Genomic DNA, 17,780 nt, shown 5'->3' with positions numbered 1-17,780 from the left:
AAAGATCAAGATGACGGATTTAAACACTCAAAAAGCTGACAACCTTTCTGAGCACGTATCAAAAAAAGAAGCTGAAATGGCAGAAGTGTTGGCTAAAATTGTCCGCGATAAATATCAGTGGGTTGCAGAACGCAAAGCCTCTCAGCATTTGAGTACTTTCCAGCCTGATTTAGAATCTTCGGATCGCAGTTTCTACGATGCTCTAAAGGGTGATAAAACCGTCTTCATCACTGAGTGTAAAAAAGCGTCACCATCTAAAGGGCTGATCAGAGACCATTTCGATCTGGATTACATCGCTTCGGTTTACAATAACCATGCTGATGCAATTTCGGTCTTAACTGACGAAAAATACTTCCAGGGTAGTTTTGAATTTATTCCGCAAGTACGCAGTCAGGTTAAACAACCTGTGCTTTGTAAAGATTTTATGGTGGACACCTACCAGGTTTACTTAGCTCGCCATTACGGCGCTGATGCTGTTCTTCTGATGCTTTCTGTACTTAATGATGAAGAGTACAAAGCGCTGGCAGAAGCCGCACACAGCCTCAATATGGGGATCCTCACAGAAGTAAGTAACGAAGAAGAGCTTCATCGTGCGGTAGAGCTAGGTGCTCTTGTTATTGGTATCAACAACCGTAACTTACGCGACCTAAGTACTGACTTAAACCGCACCAAAGAGCTGGCACCGACGATCAGGACTCTCGCTCCAGAGGCTACTGTTATCTCAGAATCGGGTATTTACACCCATCAGCAAGTTCGCGATCTGGCGAAGTACGCAGACGGGTTCCTTATTGGCAGTTCATTGATGTCTGAAGAGAACCTGGAGCTTGCGGTTCGTAAGGTAACGCTTGGCGAAAATAAGGTCTGTGGTCTAACACACCCTGATGACGCAGCCAAAGCATATAAAGCTGGCGCAGTATTTGGTGGTCTGATCTTTGTAGAACAATCTAAACGCGCCGTCGATTTAGAAACGGCCCGTTTAACAATGAGCGGTGCGCCACTTCAATACGTTGGTGTTTTCCAAAACCATGAGATTGATTTTGTGGCTGCGATAGTCACATCACTTGGCTTAAAAGCGGTTCAGTTACACGGTGCTGAAGATCAAAACTACGTCAACCAGTTAAAAGCAGAGCTCCCTGTGGGCGTCGAAATCTGGAAGGCTTACGGCGTGCAGAGTAAACAACCTGCACTACTGACCGAAAATGTGACGCGTCATTTACTTGATGCCCAGGTCGGTAATCAAACCGGCGGTACTGGAATAGTCTTCGACTGGTCTTTAATTGGCGACCCGAGCCAAATCATGCTGGCCGGAGGTATCTCTCCTGAAAATGCTCAACAAGCAGCGACATTAGGCTGTTTAGGATTAGATTTAAACTCTGGTGTAGAGAGCGCACCAGGCAAAAAAGATATGCAGAAGTTGCAAGCCGCATTTAACGCTATTCGCAACTACTAATTAAGAGATTGAGAAGGATTATCACGATGGCAAAACTGAATGCCTACTTTGGCGAATATGGCGGTCAGTACGTTCCGCAAATTTTGGTTCCGGCGTTGGAGCAACTAGAGCAAGCGTTTATTGACGCACAAGAAGATCCGGAATTCCGCAGTGAGTTCATGACACTACTACAAGAATACGCAGGTCGCCCTACCGCGCTGACACTGACTCGTAACCTGACCAAAGGCACGAAAACCAAACTCTACCTAAAACGAGAAGATTTACTTCATGGCGGTGCGCACAAAACCAACCAAGTACTTGGTCAGGCACTACTGGCAAAACGCATGGGTAAAAACGAAATCATCGCTGAAACTGGAGCTGGTCAGCATGGCGTAGCAACTGCATTGGCGTGTGCCCTGCTTGGTCTGAAATGTCGCGTTTACATGGGTGCAAAAGACGTAGAACGCCAGAGCCCGAACGTATTCCGAATGAAACTCATGGGTGCAGAAGTTATTCCGGTACACTCTGGTTCTGCAACGCTTAAAGATGCATGTAATGAAGCACTCCGTGATTGGTCTGCAACATACGAAGATGCTCACTACCTGCTTGGTACTGCCGCAGGCCCTCACCCGTTCCCGACCATTGTTCGCGAGTTCCAGCGCATGATCGGTGAAGAAACTAAAAACCAGATCCTTGCGCGCGAAGGCCGCCTGCCAGATGCGGTTATTGCTTGTGTAGGCGGTGGTTCTAACGCGATTGGCATGTTCGCAGATTTTATCGACGACGAAAGTGTTCGTCTTATTGGTGTTGAGCCAGCTGGTAAAGGTATTGATACCGACCAACACGGTGCGCCACTCAAACATGGTAAAACTGGTATTTTCTTCGGTATGAAAGCGCCGTTAATGCAAGATGCAGACGGACAGGTGGAAGAGTCCTACTCTGTTTCTGCAGGACTGGACTTCCCTTCCGTAGGTCCTCAGCATGCGTACCTGAACTCGATTGGCAGAGCAGAATACGCCAGTGTGACCGACGACGAAGCTCTTGATGCATTCCAGGAGATCGCACGCAGCGAAGGTATTATTGCCGCACTTGAATCCTCCCATGCCCTTGCTCACGCACTGCATATGGCACGTGAAAACCCTGATAAAGAGCAGCTTTTGGTGGTTAACCTATCTGGCCGTGGTGACAAAGACATCTTCACCGTACACGCCATCTTAGAAGAAAAAGGAGTAATCTAATGAGTCGTTATGAGAAGATGTTTGCTCGCCTGAACGAGAAAAACCAAGGCGCGTTTGTACCGTTCGTAACAGTTTGTGATCCAGATGCAGAGCAATCCTACAAAATTATGGAAACCCTCGTTGAATCGGGTGCCGATGCTCTAGAACTGGGAATCCCGTTTTCAGATCCGCTGGCAGATGGTCCAACTATCCAAGGTGCAAATATTCGTGCATTGAATTCAGGAGCGACACCAGATGTTTGCTTTGAGCAAATTGGTAAGATCCGCGAAAAATATCCCGAGCTTCCAATCGGCCTGCTGATGTACGCGAATCTGGTTTTCTCGCGCGGTATCGAGAACTTCTATGAACGCTGTGCTCAGGCGGGTATCGACTCTGTACTTATTGCAGACGTACCCACTAATGAGAGTGCAGAGTTTGTTGCCGCCGCGGAGAAGTTTGGTATCCACCCAATTTTCATCGCTCCGCCAACGGCAAGTGATGAAACGCTGAAACAAGTCGCCGACCTCAGCGGAGGTTACACTTATCTGCTATCTCGTGCAGGCGTAACTGGAGCGGAAACCAAAGCCAATATGCCTGTGGGTCAGCTGCTGGAAAGACTGAATCAATTTGATGCGCCACCAGCCCTGCTCGGCTTTGGCATCTCTGAGCCGTCACAAGTCAAACAAGCGATAGAGTCCGGTGCAGCAGGCGCAATTTCTGGTTCCGCTGTAGTCAAAATTATTGAGACAAATGTGGACCAGCCACAAACAATGCTCGATAAACTCGGTGAGTTTGTTTCCGCGATGAAAGCAGCGACTCAGAAGTAGCATCGATAAACATACTAAGGAAACGCCCACTAATCACAGATTAATGGGCGTTTTTATTTAAGACTTATATTCACCTTCTCCGCCAATCTCTGCCTTATAGATTCCGATCACAATTTAGTAACATTTACAGATCCAATCTAGTTGGTACCTAGAGAGCATCTATTTATAAAGTGTTAAAATAGACCAGATTAAAGTGCTTCAATTAGGTTTCGACATGGAAGAGATAAAAAAGTTGTTGCGTCAATGCCCCGTGCTATCAGGATTCCCTGAAGAAGGCATCAACGACGCAGTACAGATTGCAAGAACTCGACATTTCGATGAAAAAGCGCTCATCTGCAGTAAAGGAGATAAACATTCCTCCCTAATGGTCATCGCTAAAGGTGCAGTAAGAGTTAACTCTATAAGCACCAAGGGAAAAGAAGTCACGTTAATGATTTTTGATACAGGCGGCTGGTTCGGAGACAATGTGTTTTCTCCAGGCATGCCGAGAATCTTTGGAGCAACAGCTCACTCTGATGTAACCCTATTAGATTTCCCCGGCGATAAATTTCGTCAGTTACTGGCTAAGTACCCACAAAGTTACCCTGTAATACTAGATCTACTAAGCCGAAGACTTTGGTCCGCGATCTCCGTAATTGAAGATGATGCAATCCGAGGCATTGAAGAGCGTATCGGTCGAAGATTGTTATTGCTTGCATCGTATCAGACAAACCAGCCAATTAACGCAGACCCTTGTGTTGTCCGTGTAACGCGAGAACACATCGCAAACATGATGGGCCTAACGCGTCAGAGTGTGCACAAGGTATTAAAAAAGCTTGAAGAGATGGGAATACTCCACCTTAGTTATGGAAGCATTACAATTCCAAACCCTTTGGAGATGGAAGAGTATCTGAAGAGACTGGAATAGCCATCAGACAACGAATTGAGTAAAAAGATGACCCATTCATCTCATTCCAAACTAAAAAGCCAGCTAATAATTAGCTGGCTTTATATACCCAAATAACCTCACACTTCTTTAAGCGACTTTGAGTTCTGCTTTCAGCTCACGCTTCAGAATCTTGCCGGTAGCACTCATCGGCAACTGTTCGCGAATTTCCACAAAACGCGGGTACTTAAAGGCAGCTAACTGTTCACGTCCCCACTTTTGAAGCTCTGCGGCTTCAATGTCTTGGCTTGGTTTAAGCACAACGTATGCTTTGATTTCTTCACCATATTCTTGATGCGGGATACCAATCACCGCAACCATCGCGACTGCAGGGTGTGTCATGAATACTTCTTCAATCTCACGTGGGTAAACGTTAAAGCCACCACGGATAATCAGGTCTTTAATTCGATCCACAATATATAAGTTACCTGCTTCATCGAAGCGGCCAACATCACCTGTATAGAACCAGTCATTTTTCAATACAGCTTCTGTCACTTCAGGACGACCCAAGTAGCCTTTCATCACATTGTGACCACGCACAATGATTTCTCCCTCTTCCCCAACTGGTACAGGATTCCCTTCAAGGTCGACAAGTTTAACTTCGACGCCTTGAACTGGCTGACCAACCGAGCCAGGAACTCGCTCTTGATCCAGGTGGTTAAAGCAGGCGATAGGACTGGTTTCAGACAAGCCGTAACCTTCCAAAATCGGGATGTTAAATTTCTCTTCAAACGCACGGAACACTTCCGTCGGCAAAGACGATCCGCCGCTTACCGCAACTCGAAGAGAAGAAATATCGTAATCATGTTCTGCATGTAGAATACCGATGTACATCGTTGGTACACCAGCAAAAATAGTCACTTTGTGTTTTTCAATCAATTCAAGAATAAGCTTCGGCTCGAATCTAGGTACTAACACTAGAGTCGCACCGCTCAAAACACTTGCATTTAGGTGAACAGTCTGACCAAAAGTGTGGAACAAAGGCAACGTCACCAAATGAACATCGTCAGCTTGAGCCGCCATAATGTTTTGCCCGACAAGCGCGTTCATAACGATATTTTGTTGCGATAGTTCAGCACCCTTTGGCATTCCTGTCGTACCAGACGTATACAGTACAACACAAGTGTCATCTGCGTTACGTGGTACGTAATCAGCAAGAGGCTCAACATCGCGAATAAAGCTATTAAGAGTAGGTACACTACCCCACTCCATTTCCGTTTGCGACATAGTCATCACAACCATGTTTTCACACGACTCAACTTCCTTAAAAGCTTTCACACCTTCTTTCGCCATCGGCAGCTCTGGCGTACCTTCAAAGCAGAAGTAAAATTTAGCATCTGAGTCTTCTAGGTGATACTTGATTTCTCTTGCTTTTAAAAGCACGTTCAGCGGTACGGCAACTGCGCCAGCCTTCTGAATTGCGAAATAAATGAACGCAAAGAAAGGAAGATTAGGACAAGACAATGCTACTCGATCACCCGGCTTAACACCGCTGTTGATCAAAGACGTCGCAATTTTGCCTGCGATTGCATCAAATTGAGAATAAGAAATTTCCAAATCACCGCATATCAACGCTGTCTTATCAGGCTTACTGGCAGCATTTCGCTGCAGTGCAGCAGCAAGATTCATCATAATGACTTCACCTCTAGATTATTGGCATTCACGTTGCTTTTAAGGATTCAACAACAAAATATTAACGAAATAGTGGCTTTATACGGCTCTTCAGGTCTTCAAACCCGCCACTTGTTAACATTATATTTACAAGACTTACACCCTCAAGAATGTAAAATATTTTACATTCACTTAACTCAAATAACTAAAGTGTGAGCTTGCATCCTAATTATTTTCTGAATTATCAAGCAGCAGCCATGACCAAGCCAAGACAAACAACAAAACAATCTGTTAACAAATTTTTAATCTCAAAACATCCACTTCATTAACCAAATTAATAAAAAACCCGACAAAATATTGAAAGAGCAAATGGCAATCGTTTGCTATCGTGCAATAAATTAGCTTTCGTCAATGAAATATCGATCTTTTCATCAATAACCCCAGTCCGGTTATTGCCAATTGTGAATGATACGTGTAAAAAGCAATGTTGAAATTATTCTCCAAGAAATATTGAGAGATTGGTGAGTAATTTTAGGATTTTACATTTTATTAGCACAGAGGTTATGGAAGTGTTAAAAGAGAAGAGTTTACTAAACAACATTGGCGTGCAAGTCGTCATCGCAATGATCGTGGGTACAGCCGCTGGTGCCCTAATGGGTCACGACGCAACAGTATTCGCGCCACTAGGTGCTATCTTTATCAATTTAATCAAGATGCTAGTAATCCCATTGGTTGCTGTCGCTCTGATTTCCGGAGCTGCTGGTCTTGGTAACAGCCAATCTGCTGGTAAAGTTGGCTTAGTTACACTCGGCTATTTTGGTCTGACATCCGCTCTGGCAGTGGCACTTGCCCTGATTATGGGTGAAGTATTCCAACCGGGCATGGGCATCGACGTCTCTGGCGTAGAAGGTATGTTCTCGGCTGAGTACGCTTCTAAAGGTGAACTACCTACTTTCTGGGCCACCATTACTGGTATGATCCCGACTAACGTTTTCCAGTCACTGAACGAAGCAAACATCCTACAGATCTTGGTATTCTGTATGTTCTTCGGTATCGCGATTTCTCAACAAGCTAAAGAACGACGTGAACCAATTCTCAATGGCGTGAACTGCATCGTTGACGCGATGGTTTGGATGATTAACAAGGTAATGATTATTGCACCTATCGGTGTATTCGGCCTGATGGCTGAAGCAGTTGGTACGTTTGGTTTTGGCGCACTAATGGTCGTGTTCAAACTGTTCGTTGTCTACACTGCAGCAATCCTGATTTTTGGCTTCGTTGTATACCCTGCAATGGTTCATATCTTCACTAAGACATCTGCGAAGAAATTCATTTCTTCAATGAAGAAGCCACAAGCAGTCGCTCTTTCTACAGCATCTTCAATGGCAACCCTGCCTGTAACGATGGATACGTGTGAGAAAGACCTTGGTGTCAGAAACTCAACAGCTTCGTTCGTTCTGCCTCTGGGTGCAACGATCAACATGTCTGGTAACGCGATCTACTACGGCTTAGTAGCAATCTTCTTCGCACAGCTGTTTAATATCGACTTAGGCATGGGCGCTTACATCGCTATTATCGTGACTTCTACACTTGGCGCAGTCGGTCAGGCTGGTGTTCCTGGACCATCGTTCCTGGTTGTTGCAGTTCTGCTTGCAGCAGGTATCCCAATTGAAGGTCTGCCTCTTCTGTTTGCTCTTGACCGTATCTTCGACATGATTCGTACCGCACTTAACATTACCGGTGATGCAGCATGTGCAGTTATTGTTGATTCTCTGGTAGAAGAAGAAGTTCAAGTTGAACAAGAAGTTGAACTGAATAAGCAAGAAGCTTAAGCGTTTCTCTGAAATAAAAATCGGCCTCAATATTTGAGGCCGATTTTTTTATATCTAAATAGCTACGTATGTCTAGGGTCTGTTTATCTTTCGTGGTTAATTTTTGTTCGAGATAAAAGCGTTTTAATCGCGGCGAGAGGTTTGTAGCCTAGTCATTCTAAGCAAAAACCTCTCAACAAAGAGTAAAACGCTTTTAGCCGAACCCTTCGGGCAGCGTTTGTGGCTCCTTTCTACTGCGTTATCAGCTTATCAGGTAGAATAACTACATTTCAAAGCCTCTGCCTTGTATAAAGAACCCACAAACTTCTGCAAAAATCAGCTCGAAAGGTCAACAGACCCTAGCTATATCTCTGAACAACCCCACTCCGGATAGTTCTTACGGATATAAGCATTGAGTTCTTTCTCCGCCAATGAGTAATGTCTTACGTCATTTTTAGAACCATCTCCATGAATCGAAAATACCATTCCTGCGCCGACCGTTACATTGGTAAAACGGTCGATAATGATGAAAGAGCCCGTCTGTGGCAACAAAGCATATTCATCAACAGCAACTTTATCTGTAAGCGAAACCGCAGCCAGAGCTATCTCGTTTAACTCCAGAGATTCACTGTTTTCTGCATGGCACTTTAACGTATTAACATCTATCTTGTGTTCTAGGTTTGCGATGCGGCCTGCACAAGATTTTGTCGCAAACTTAAATATGTACTCTTTATGAGTGCGCAGTGGGTTGTCGTCCATCCAAACGATATGAGCACTCAATTTATCTGTCACTTCAGGCTCATGACCAACATGAACTAGCATATCTCCGCGTGAGACATCGATTTCATCATTTAATGTAATCGTGATCGCTTGCCCCGGATAAGCTATATCCAGTTCACCGTCATGAGTGTATATGGATTTTACTGTAGAAGATTTCCTCGATGGTAACGCTTTAACCTCATCACCTGGCTGAACAACACCAGAAGCTAGAGTTCCACAAAAACCCCGGAAATCGAGATTAGGACGATTGACGTACTGGACTGGGAATCGCATTAACTCTGAGTTCTTATCTTGATCCACTTTTACGGTTTCCAAAAGCTTCATCAAGGTCGCCCCTGGATACCAGTCCATGTTCTCACTCGGAGTCACTACATTATCGCCTTTAAGCGCAGAAATAGGCACAAAACGTATATCATCAATATTGAAGTTTTTTGCCATTTCACGGTAATCAGCTTTTATTTTCTGATAAACGTCCTGGCTGTATTCCATTAGATCCATTTTGTTAATAGCAACAATAATGTGCTTGATGCCAAGAAGAGAACAAATATAGCTATGGCGACGAGTTTGCGTCTGTATCCCATATCGAGCATCAACCATAACAATTGCCAAATCACAGGTAGAAGCGCCTGTTACCATATTACGGGTATATTGTTCATGCCCTGGGGTATCTGCGATGATAAATTTGCGTTTATCGGTAGAAAAATAACGATAGGCGACATCGATAGTAATACCCTGCTCACGCTCAGACTGAAGACCATCAACAAGCAGTGCCAAATCGAAAGCCTCGTCAGTTGTATTGAACTTCTGAGAATCTTTTTCAATTGCTGCCATCTGATCTTCATATATCAGCTTACTGTCAAACAAAAGCCGACCAATCAAAGTCGATTTACCATCATCCACGCTGCCGCAGGTAAGGAAACGAAGTAGATCTTTGTTCTCATGTACCTTTAGGTAAGCTTCAATATCTTTCGCAATCAAATCTGATGAATGTGACATTTTCATTCCTTGAATTTAAATGACAAAGTTAAGTTCCTGGTTTGTCTTGAATCAGGAGCTTTAGGGTCGATTGACCTAGTTAGAAGTAACCTTCTCTCTTTTTCTTTTCCATGGAGCCAGAGCTATCATGATCAATTGCCCGGCCTTGCCTTTCAGACGTTTTAGTCAGCAGCATTTCCTGAATAACCTCTGGCAACGTCGTAGCTTGCGACTCCACTGCACCGGTCAGTGGGTAGCAGCCTAATGTACGAAAACGAACCATCTTCTCTTCAATCACTTCTCCTTCTTCCAGCTCCATACGCTCATCATCCACCATGATCAGCATACCGTCGCGCTCAACCACTGGGCGCATTGCAGAAAGGTAAAGGCTCGGGATTTCGATATTTTCCAAGTAGATGTATTGCCAGATATCCAGTTCTGTCCAGTTTGAAAGCGGAAAGACTCGAATACTTTCCCCTTTGTTCACCTTGCCATTGTAGATATTCCATAGTTCTGGTCGCTGGTTTTTAGGATCCCAGCGGTGATGTTCATCCCGGAACGAATACACACGCTCTTTTGCCCGCGATTTTTCCTCATCACGACGTGCACCACCAAAGGCGGCATCAAAGCCATGTTTGTCTAACGCTTGCTTTAGACCCTGAGTTTTCATGATATCGGTATGGGTAGAGCTACCATGAATGAACGGACTAATGCCCATTGCGATTCCTTCAGGGTTTTGGTGAACGATCAACTCCATGCCCAATTTCTGCGCCATATAGTCGCGGAACTTGATCATTTCTTTAAACTTCCACGTCGTATCAATATGCATTAAAGGAAATGGCGGTGTGCCCGGAGCGAAAGCTTTTTTTGCTAAGTGCAGCATCACTGAAGAATCTTTACCTACCGAGTAAAGCATTACCGGATTATCAAATTCGGCTGCGACTTCGCGTATGATATGAATTGACTCAGATTCTAATTGCTTCAAATGAGTCATACGTTCTTGAGAAATTTTCATTCCTATCAATTCCATCTGTTGTCTTTTCCAATAAGAACTTCGTTAAATTTCGCTTCTTTCATACTTTCTTCAATCAAGAAAAGCTGCAATGAATAAAAGCTGCAATGAGTAAACGCATTTAGTGAATATTCTTCCCCCTCAAACTCCATATAGTATAGCTAAGCCAAATACAGTAATAACGCCAAATACAATACTTATGGGTAACCCAACCTTCAAAAAATCAGTGAGTTGATACTGTCCGGCGTTGTAGACCATTAAGTTGGTCTGATAGCCGTAAGGGCTGATAAAGCTGGCACTCGCGCCGAAAGCCACGGCCATAACATAACTGATAGGCTCAACTCCCAGACTGGTAGCTAATCCCATAGCAACAGGAAACATTAATGCCGCTGCTGCGTTATTTGTAACTAACTCGGTTAGCCACCACGTTAAAATATAAACAACGCATAACCCAATGAATGGAGTAAAAAAGGTCTGATACTTTTTGATCACCATATCAATGAGATCAGTCGCATCTGTATTGTTGAGTGCGTAAGAAAGAAGTATAGCAGACGATATAATTAACCAGATTTGTACCGGTAACCGGTGCAGGATCTCATTGGGTTTCAGAGTGCCGCTTAACAGCAACACACCTAAAAATAGTAACAGGCCTTTAAATAATGAAACGGCCTCTATCGCGGAAAGAAAAATGGCCAACAAAAATCCCGTAACCGCCAGCCACTCTTTCCAGCGATTTAACGTTCGTTCAGTCTCTACACCACTAACGAAGAAAAAATTCTTATTAATATTGTGCCGGGATTTAAAGTCTTCACCGACAGCGAGAACGAGGTTATCACCGGGCTTCAGAACTACTTCACCCAGTTTTCCTGATATGTTTTCGCCATCTCGTTTTATCGCGACTACCGCGGCGTCGAACAACGCCCTGAACCCTACTCGCTTTAGCGTCTTGCCAACCAGTGAACTGTCAGGACGAACAATTACTTCCGATAAATTGTCCAGCGGTAATCCATTTTGATTAGCGAAAGATTCAAGGCCTGAGAAATGGTTCAGTAACGTTACTTTTTTAATATCTCCACTGAACAACAATCTGTCACCAACCTGAATAATTTCTGATGGCACAACCGGTGATATGAGCTGTTTACCTCTTTGCAGTTGGACTAAAAACAGTGAGTCGAGGTTTCTCAGACCATTTTCTTCGATAGAACGTCCGATAAGAGCAGAGCCCTCCACCACCTTGGTATCAATAAAGTAATCATCAATCACTTTTAACTGTTGAGGACGATCTGGAAGATACTTGCTAAACACAAATAACGTGATTCCGCATCCCAGTACGAGCAGGCTTCCTATCAGTGTGAAATCGAAGAAATTTAAGGCAGGCATACCAGCCTCTACAACCATCGAATTGACGATCAGGTTGGTTGATGTCCCGACCAAAGTTAGCGTTCCACCTAAGATAGCAGAGTAAGAAAGTGGTATAAGGAGCTTGCTGGCTGAATGGTGGGTATTAGAACGGATTGGAGCCAGCATGGCGGAAACAACGGCGGTGTTATTTAAAACTGCTGACGATAACGAGCTAAAAACAAACAAATTAAGCCATGAAGCTCGGTAGCTGGGCTTAATTACAAAATTAGCCACCAACCGCAAGAGTTTGGTTTTTTCCAGAGCCAGCGAACAAACCATTAATAACACAAGTGTCAGTATCCCCTGATTGGCGAAGCTCTTTACTACCTGTTCATTTGTGACAAAGCCACTTGAGAACAGTACTAGCAACAAGGTTCCAAATACTGCTTCAGGCCTGGACTGAAACTTAATCAACCCAACGATTGTCAATATGAACAAGCCAATCACAATATAGGCTGACTGGTACGTTTCTATATTCATATAAGGATTTAAGACTTGTATGTTTTTAGCTCACTAAAATTGAAAAACTTCAGCACCATCACCTCGAGCTAGAGCCTGATATCTAGATTTGATTCCTGCCTCGGAAATTGCCATCGGTTATTATTCATGTTCGGTAATCCTCACCCTCTAAGAAAATGATTAGTTTAGTTTTGAAGTTTTGTCAGAAACCTCGGATAAAAGGTGGTATCAGGATCATAAACCGCCGCACTCAATATGAATATAGCAGCATACAGAGTCACTGCTTTATTAAGTTGCGCCAAGCAAAAGTACAGGTGTCAATTTTTGTCAAACTTTCTTATTAGGCAAGCCTGAACACCCAAACTGATGGCGTAGATTACCTAACGTGTCATAAGGCGCTTATAAAACATAAAAAGTCGGAACTGGGTTGCTGTATGAATCTAAAGTTGCCTTTAGCTCCTAACTCCATTACAGAACGGTATATTCAAAAAAATCAAATAGTTGCATATGATTAGATTCGTCATATAATTAATAACCACCTGCTGCCGTGTTTAGTTTTTCTTAGCTATAGAGTCGTTAGCTGCGTCGGTAGAATTGCCAATATGCGGGGCATAAAATCTCAAACTTTTTTCTTATTTCTCAAACTCAAAGAGAAACACCATGCTCTACAAGTTAGACTTTAATTTACTGGTGAAACAGAATGTTTGATGTTGGTATAGCAGGCCTGCTTTACCCGAAAGCAATTACATTATATATCACTCTAGCCACCGTTCTGATGTGGCTGCTGTACTATTGCCATCGCCTGAAAGACAGGAAAGAGAGAGTTTGGGGCACGCACCATGCACCCTACATCGCTTACACTTCATGTATCATCATCTGGATTGGCAGTAATGCCTATTTCCATACCGATCTACTAATGATTCTTGGCTCAGACAATGCCGTATTGATGGCCAGGTTAGCGAACCTCGCTTCTTTCTTCTCCTTCGCCTTTGCTTACTACTTTTCATGTCAGCTGCTCGCGGAACAAAACAAAATCCCGGTGGAAAGATGGCAGAATCTGATATTTATCCTGCTATCTGTATATTCCCTATTTATTAACTTACGCTGGGGGCTTACAGTTGCAAATGTCGTTATCAGCGCACCGAGTGAATTTGTCATTAAGTTTGGTTCGCATACCGTTTACTTCTTTAGTGCTGCATTAATTCTGATTGTATTAACCCTTATCAATCTTTTTCGTATGCGGGCCAATTGCAGTAAGCTCGCTTTGGCGAAGAACAACTATATGATTGCCGGGATCCTGGTATTCATGTTTTCAACTACCGCCGTTCATTTGGGGTTAACGTACTTCTTTAATGACTTTTCATTAACCTGGCTACCACCAGCACTCTCCGTAAGTGAAATGTTTTTTGTCGGTTACGCTTTGCTGACTTCTCGCTTCTATAGCCTGAGATACCTTATCTATTTAACACTTACAGCTCTCACTACCTGCGCCATATATGTTGTACCACTCGGGGCACTATTGATCCCTGTTTCAAGTAGTAATCAATGGACTGTTGCTATGCCAGTTTGTCTGCTGGTGGGAGTCACGTGGCTATGGGTGTTTCGACGTGTCAGTCATTTGGTTAGCTACTGTATTTACTTTCATAAGTACACTCCGGTACAGCAGATTCTTGCCTTGGAGAATGAATTTAAGACTTCAATCGATGACGCGATGAATAAGCTGGCTACATTGCTCAAGATTCCCAAGAATCAGTTACAGCTGGTAAGCAGTAATAATTCTGAGTGCCTTTACGAAGACTACCTGCATTCAAACGAAACCGTTCTTCTGGTAGATGAGCTGTCTGAAGATCTCAACTATGCCTCCGAAAGTATCAGCTCATTGAGAGAGCTCTATCGACAAATGTGCTCTAATGAGACGGCATTGGTGATCCCCCTGTTTGGTCAGAGCAAAGATGTCTCAGAGCTACTTATTTCCTCACATAAGAAAGACAATCAACTGTTCTCAAACGAAGAAATTTCAGCCTTACAAAAACTAATGACCCTGGTACAAAGCACAGTTGAGGCAGACAGAAAAATTAGCCAACGTCGAGCCCTTGCCCACTCAATCGCTCATGAAATGCGTAACCCCTTAACTCAGGTACAGTTACTGTTTGAAGAGCTTGCCCAGCATATTGATTCGGGAGCATCGCTAGAGACCCTCAAACGAGACTTAAATAAAGGACAAGCCGCAGTTCAAAGAGGGCGTCAACTAATCGATATCATATTGAGAGAAGTCAGTGATACGTCCCCAGCTCAAGAGCCTCTTGCAATGACTTCTGTGCACAGCGCAGTTACTCATGCGGTTAATCGTTATGGTTTCGAAAACGAAAAGATAATAGAAAGGATCAAACTCCCTCAGCAGCAGGATTTTGTAGCTAATCTCAATGAGACGCTATTTAGCTTTGTCATTTTCAATCTGATTCGCAATGCGGTTTACTACTTTGATTCATACCCTTCCAGTCGCATTGAGATCACCTCTAAAACCGGAACCTACGAAAACTGTTTGATCTTCCGAGATACCGGCCCCGGTATAGACACTAATATCCTAAATAAGATCTTCGATGACTTCTTTTCCTATCAGAAAAGTGGTGGTACTGGCTTAGGTCTGAGCTACTGCCAACGCGTAATGCGTTCATTCGGCGGTCAAATTGAGTGCCAATCGGTTAAGGGAGAGTTCTCTGAATTTTATCTTTACTTTCCTGTTGTTACTAATGCGCCGACAGTGGAATCGTTAAGATCTGAGGATGAGGCGTGGCATACCCCGCAAGTTGATATATCAAGAATGCATGCTCGTCATGAGGTATTGAAGGTAGACACACCCACAGTGCTTGTCGTTGATGATAAAGAAGCACAGCGTACATTAGTTGAACTGTACCTCAAGAAGCTTGGCGTCAATAGCTTACAGGCAAAAAATGGCGCAGCCGCCATTGAGATTGTTAAATCACACGAAATAGATTTGATCTTAATGGATATACAGATGCCGGTGATGAACGGTTTCGAAGCGAGCCGTCGCATCAGGCAAATCGCGCCCGATACTATAATCATCGCTTTTTCAGGAGAGTCAGGAAGCAAAGAGTTAAAACAAATATCGACACTGATGGATGACCGCTTACACAAACCGACCAACTTAGCGGCCCTAAGTAACGCCCTGGATAATTGGCTTTATCAAGACAACCGCGCACCGTCAGAGTCATTGCAAGTTGGCGCTAATTAACGCTCCGGCTAGGAAAGGATAAAAAACACACATACCCAAGCGTTGATTTATCGCCTAAAATTCAACTAAGGTCACAACAGATTTACACTGTTTTAGCGGCAATTTTTGTATCCAATTGTCTCGAAGTATTCACATTGTGTGAGATTCCGCTAGACTGTCTGCAACTCAACAACCAGGTAATATTCTGCGTCATGAAGCAAATTCTTGATTTTATTCCACTCATTGTCTTCTTTGCCCTGTACAAGATGTACGACATTTATGTTGCGACCGGGGCACTTATCGTCGCGACAGCCATTCAGATTGTGCTGACATTTGCGCTTTACAAAAAAGTGGAAAAAATGCAGTTAATCACATTCTTGATGGTTGCGGTATTCGGCGGCATGACAATATTCCTCCATGATGACAACTTCATAAAATGGAAAGTGACTATCGTGTATATGGTGTTCGCTATCGGCCTTGCAGTGAGCCATGCGATGGGTAAATCCGCAATTAAAGGTATGTTGGGTAAAGAGATTTCTCTTCCAGAGCATGTCTGGACAAAAATTAACTGGGCTTGGGTAGGTTTTTTCTCCTTCTGCGCCGGGTTAAACATTTATGTCGCGTACGAGTTGCCACTGGATGTGTGGGTGAACTTTAAAGTATTTGGCCTGTTAATTGCGACGTTCGCCTTTATGATCGCGACAGGTTTCTACATATATAAATACATACCTAAAGAAGAGAAAAATAACTCATCCGATGTGTCAGTAGATGAATAACATCTCAGCTTTGTTATAATCCTATTATTAACAGCGACCTTCGGGTCGCTGTTTTGTTATTATTTGCAACTGATTTTTGCTCTTCTTTAAGAGTTGCTGATTTAGGATGTCACAATGAGCCAAGAATTTAACTCTCCAAAAGGCCAACTTCTTCTTCGTACCCTCGCCATGCCTGCAGACACTAACGCTAACGGCGACATCTTTGGTGGCTGGATAATGTCTCAGCTTGATTTAGCTGGCGCAATTCTCGCAAAAGAAATCTCCTCAGGTCGTGTAGTAACCGTATCTGTGTCCAGTATTACTTTTAAAAAACCGGTGAGCGTTGGTGATGTTGTCTGTTGCTATGGCGTTTGCAGCAAGATTGGCCGCACCTCAATGAGTGTTGATCTGGAAGTATGGGTTAAACCAGTAAAAGTAGACGGCGTCGAAGATCGCTTTATGGTATGTGACGCTACCTTTAACTATGTCGCAATCGACAGTGAAGGTAAGCCTCGCCCGGTTTCGAAATAGCTTCTTTGTGTTCTAATTGCAGGAAAAATCTCACAATTCCGACTGTTAGCTTGTGAGAGACTCAAAAAAGTCGTTAAATGAGAACATCAACCGACCAATTAAGGAACTATGCTATGTGGTACGTCATCTTTTCTCAGGATATCGAGAACTCACTAGAAAAGCGCATGAGCGTTCGCCCTCAACACCTTGAGCGCCTGCAAAAACTTCAGGACGAAGGTCGCCTTTTGACGGCAGGTCCAATGCCAGCAATTGATTCTGATAACCCGGGAGAAGCGGGATTTACCGGCTCCACTGTCATAGCAGAGTTTGATTCTTTGGAAGATGCGAAAGCGTGGGCAGAGCAAGACCCTTATGTATCTGCCGGCGTTTACGAAAATGTGATCGTAAAACCGTTCAAAAAAGTGTTTTAATCTATGAAAAAATTACTGTGTTTTTTCCTGGCAATCGGAGCTCTGGCGGGTTGTTCGTCCAGCGGTGACAAACAACGTGAGCTAGAACTAATGGCATCTAACCGCGCAGGCATGCTTTCTGCCGGGTTACCATTAGAGCAAGGACCACTGCAAATCATGCGAGTTTCTTCTAACAAAAATGTTATAGAAATGATGATGATTTATAACGAGGGTGCTCTAGGTGCAAAACCGGTAAAGCAGGTGATTGGTTCCAGCATCTACACCTACTGCCACACGCCGGATATCCGACAACAGCTCGAGGTGGGTTTGCTGTATCGCATTATGGTTCGCAACTCTCGCGGCCAGCTTGTAGCAGACGAACTTATTTCTGAGCAAACCTGTAACCAGTAAGCACAGTAGCTTCTA

14 protein-coding genes are annotated in these 17,780 nt (G+C 43.8%); 10 read left to right on the top strand and 4 right to left on the bottom strand.

The genetic code is table 11. The annotated features are described in order from the left end of the window. The first annotated feature begins 10 nt into the window (after positions 1-10). From trpCF to KHN79_RS05405, 4 genes are all read left to right on the top strand, one after another. A complete protein-coding gene (gene trpCF, locus KHN79_RS05420) occupies positions 11-1,450 on the top strand; it encodes a bifunctional indole-3-glycerol-phosphate synthase TrpC/phosphoribosylanthranilate isomerase TrpF (protein ID WP_182008121.1) in 1,440 nt (479 codons plus the stop codon). 26 nt (positions 1,451-1,476) lie between these two features. Next, the gene (gene trpB / locus KHN79_RS05415) at positions 1,477-2,667 is read left to right on the top strand and encodes a tryptophan synthase subunit beta (protein WP_182008122.1); all 1,191 of its coding nucleotides are present in this window, start codon (positions 1,477-1,479) and stop codon (positions 2,665-2,667) included. Then, positions 2,667-3,473, top strand: a complete 807-nt coding sequence (gene trpA / locus KHN79_RS05410; protein ID WP_182008123.1) for a tryptophan synthase subunit alpha — start codon at positions 2,667-2,669, stop codon at positions 3,471-3,473. Before trpB ends, trpA begins: the two co-directional genes overlap by 1 nt. A gap of 214 nt (positions 3,474-3,687) precedes the next feature. Next, positions 3,688-4,380, top strand: coding sequence for a Crp/Fnr family transcriptional regulator (locus KHN79_RS05405; protein WP_182008124.1), 693 nt, complete (start codon positions 3,688-3,690; stop codon positions 4,378-4,380). 108 nt (positions 4,381-4,488) lie between these two features. Here the strand turns inward: KHN79_RS05405 and KHN79_RS05400 are convergent, their stop codons facing one another. Next, positions 4,489-6,030, bottom strand: coding sequence for a long-chain fatty acid--CoA ligase (locus KHN79_RS05400; RefSeq protein ID WP_182008125.1), 1,542 nt, complete (start codon positions 6,028-6,030; stop codon positions 4,489-4,491). Positions 6,031-6,572: 542 nt separating this feature from the next. On the opposite strand from KHN79_RS05400, the gene KHN79_RS05395 reads away from it, so the two are divergent. Beyond that, positions 6,573-7,841, top strand: coding sequence for a dicarboxylate/amino acid:cation symporter (locus tag KHN79_RS05395; RefSeq protein WP_182008126.1), 1,269 nt, complete (start codon positions 6,573-6,575; stop codon positions 7,839-7,841). A 342-nt stretch (positions 7,842-8,183) separates the two neighbouring features. Here the strand turns inward: KHN79_RS05395 and cysN are convergent, their stop codons facing one another. The 3 genes from cysN to KHN79_RS05380 form a co-directional block, all read right to left on the bottom strand. Further along, entirely contained in the window at positions 8,184-9,596 is a 1,413-nt protein-coding gene (gene cysN / locus KHN79_RS05390) for a sulfate adenylyltransferase subunit CysN (RefSeq protein ID WP_182008127.1), read from the bottom strand. Between the two features lie 79 nt (positions 9,597-9,675). Then, positions 9,676-10,584 carry a sulfate adenylyltransferase subunit CysD gene (gene cysD, locus KHN79_RS05385; RefSeq protein WP_211907272.1) on the bottom strand — a complete coding sequence of 303 codons (909 nt, stop codon included), beginning with the start codon at positions 10,582-10,584 and terminating at the stop codon, positions 9,676-9,678. 144 nt (positions 10,585-10,728) lie between these two features. After that, a complete protein-coding gene (locus KHN79_RS05380; RefSeq protein ID WP_182008129.1) occupies positions 10,729-12,468 on the bottom strand; it encodes an SLC13 family permease in 1,740 nt (579 codons plus the stop codon). A 679-nt stretch (positions 12,469-13,147) separates the two neighbouring features. Between KHN79_RS05380 and KHN79_RS05375 the strand changes: the two genes are divergently transcribed. The 5 genes from KHN79_RS05375 to KHN79_RS05355 all read left to right on the top strand — a co-directional run bounded on the left by KHN79_RS05375 (position 13,148) and on the right by KHN79_RS05355 (position 17,765). Next, positions 13,148-15,700, top strand: coding sequence for a hybrid sensor histidine kinase/response regulator (locus tag KHN79_RS05375; RefSeq protein WP_182008130.1), 2,553 nt, complete (start codon positions 13,148-13,150; stop codon positions 15,698-15,700). A gap of 191 nt (positions 15,701-15,891) precedes the next feature. Then, positions 15,892-16,455 carry a septation protein A gene (locus tag KHN79_RS05370; RefSeq protein ID WP_182008131.1) on the top strand — a complete coding sequence of 188 codons (564 nt, stop codon included), beginning with the start codon at positions 15,892-15,894 and terminating at the stop codon, positions 16,453-16,455. Positions 16,456-16,569: 114 nt separating this feature from the next. After that, the gene (gene yciA, locus KHN79_RS05365; RefSeq protein ID WP_182008132.1) at positions 16,570-16,965 is read left to right on the top strand and encodes an acyl-CoA thioester hydrolase YciA; all 396 of its coding nucleotides are present in this window, start codon (positions 16,570-16,572) and stop codon (positions 16,963-16,965) included. Between the two features lie 113 nt (positions 16,966-17,078). Next, positions 17,079-17,375 carry a YciI family protein gene (locus KHN79_RS05360; RefSeq protein ID WP_182008133.1) on the top strand — a complete coding sequence of 99 codons (297 nt, stop codon included), beginning with the start codon at positions 17,079-17,081 and terminating at the stop codon, positions 17,373-17,375. A 3-nt stretch (positions 17,376-17,378) separates the two neighbouring features. Further along, the gene (locus tag KHN79_RS05355) at positions 17,379-17,765 is read left to right on the top strand and encodes a GspS/AspS pilotin family protein (protein WP_182008134.1); all 387 of its coding nucleotides are present in this window, start codon (positions 17,379-17,381) and stop codon (positions 17,763-17,765) included. Positions 17,766-17,780: the final 15 nt, after the last annotated feature.

Origin of the sequence: Vibrio sp. B1FLJ16, from assembly GCF_905175385.1 — a bacterium.
Classification (GTDB): domain Bacteria; phylum Pseudomonadota; class Gammaproteobacteria; order Enterobacterales; family Vibrionaceae; genus Vibrio.
This window is presented reverse-complemented; position numbering and strand designations above follow the sequence as displayed.

Excerpts from the sequence above, each read along its gene's own strand:
- trpCF (WP_182008121.1), top strand. The coding sequence starts at position 11 with ATGACGGATTTAAACACTCAAAAAGCTGACAACCTTTCTGAGCACGTA.
- trpB (WP_182008122.1), top strand. The coding sequence starts at position 1,477 with ATGGCAAAACTGAATGCCTACTTTGGCGAATATGGCGGTCAGTACGTT.
- trpA (WP_182008123.1), top strand. The coding sequence starts at position 2,667 with ATGAGTCGTTATGAGAAGATGTTTGCTCGCCTGAACGAGAAAAACCAA.
- KHN79_RS05405 (WP_182008124.1), top strand. The coding sequence starts at position 3,688 with ATGGAAGAGATAAAAAAGTTGTTGCGTCAATGCCCCGTGCTATCAGGA.
- KHN79_RS05400 (WP_182008125.1), bottom strand. The coding sequence starts at position 6,030 with ATGATGAATCTTGCTGCTGCACTGCAGCGAAATGCTGCCAGTAAGCCT.
- KHN79_RS05395 (WP_182008126.1), top strand. The coding sequence starts at position 6,573 with ATGGAAGTGTTAAAAGAGAAGAGTTTACTAAACAACATTGGCGTGCAA.
- cysN (WP_182008127.1), bottom strand. The coding sequence starts at position 9,596 with ATGTCACATTCATCAGATTTGATTGCGAAAGATATTGAAGCTTACCTA.
- KHN79_RS05380 (WP_182008129.1), bottom strand. The coding sequence starts at position 12,468 with ATGAATATAGAAACGTACCAGTCAGCCTATATTGTGATTGGCTTGTTC.
- KHN79_RS05375 (WP_182008130.1), top strand. The coding sequence starts at position 13,148 with ATGTTTGATGTTGGTATAGCAGGCCTGCTTTACCCGAAAGCAATTACA.
- KHN79_RS05370 (WP_182008131.1), top strand. The coding sequence starts at position 15,892 with ATGAAGCAAATTCTTGATTTTATTCCACTCATTGTCTTCTTTGCCCTG.
- yciA (WP_182008132.1), top strand. The coding sequence starts at position 16,570 with ATGAGCCAAGAATTTAACTCTCCAAAAGGCCAACTTCTTCTTCGTACC.
- KHN79_RS05360 (WP_182008133.1), top strand. The coding sequence starts at position 17,079 with ATGTGGTACGTCATCTTTTCTCAGGATATCGAGAACTCACTAGAAAAG.
- KHN79_RS05355 (WP_182008134.1), top strand. The coding sequence starts at position 17,379 with ATGAAAAAATTACTGTGTTTTTTCCTGGCAATCGGAGCTCTGGCGGGT.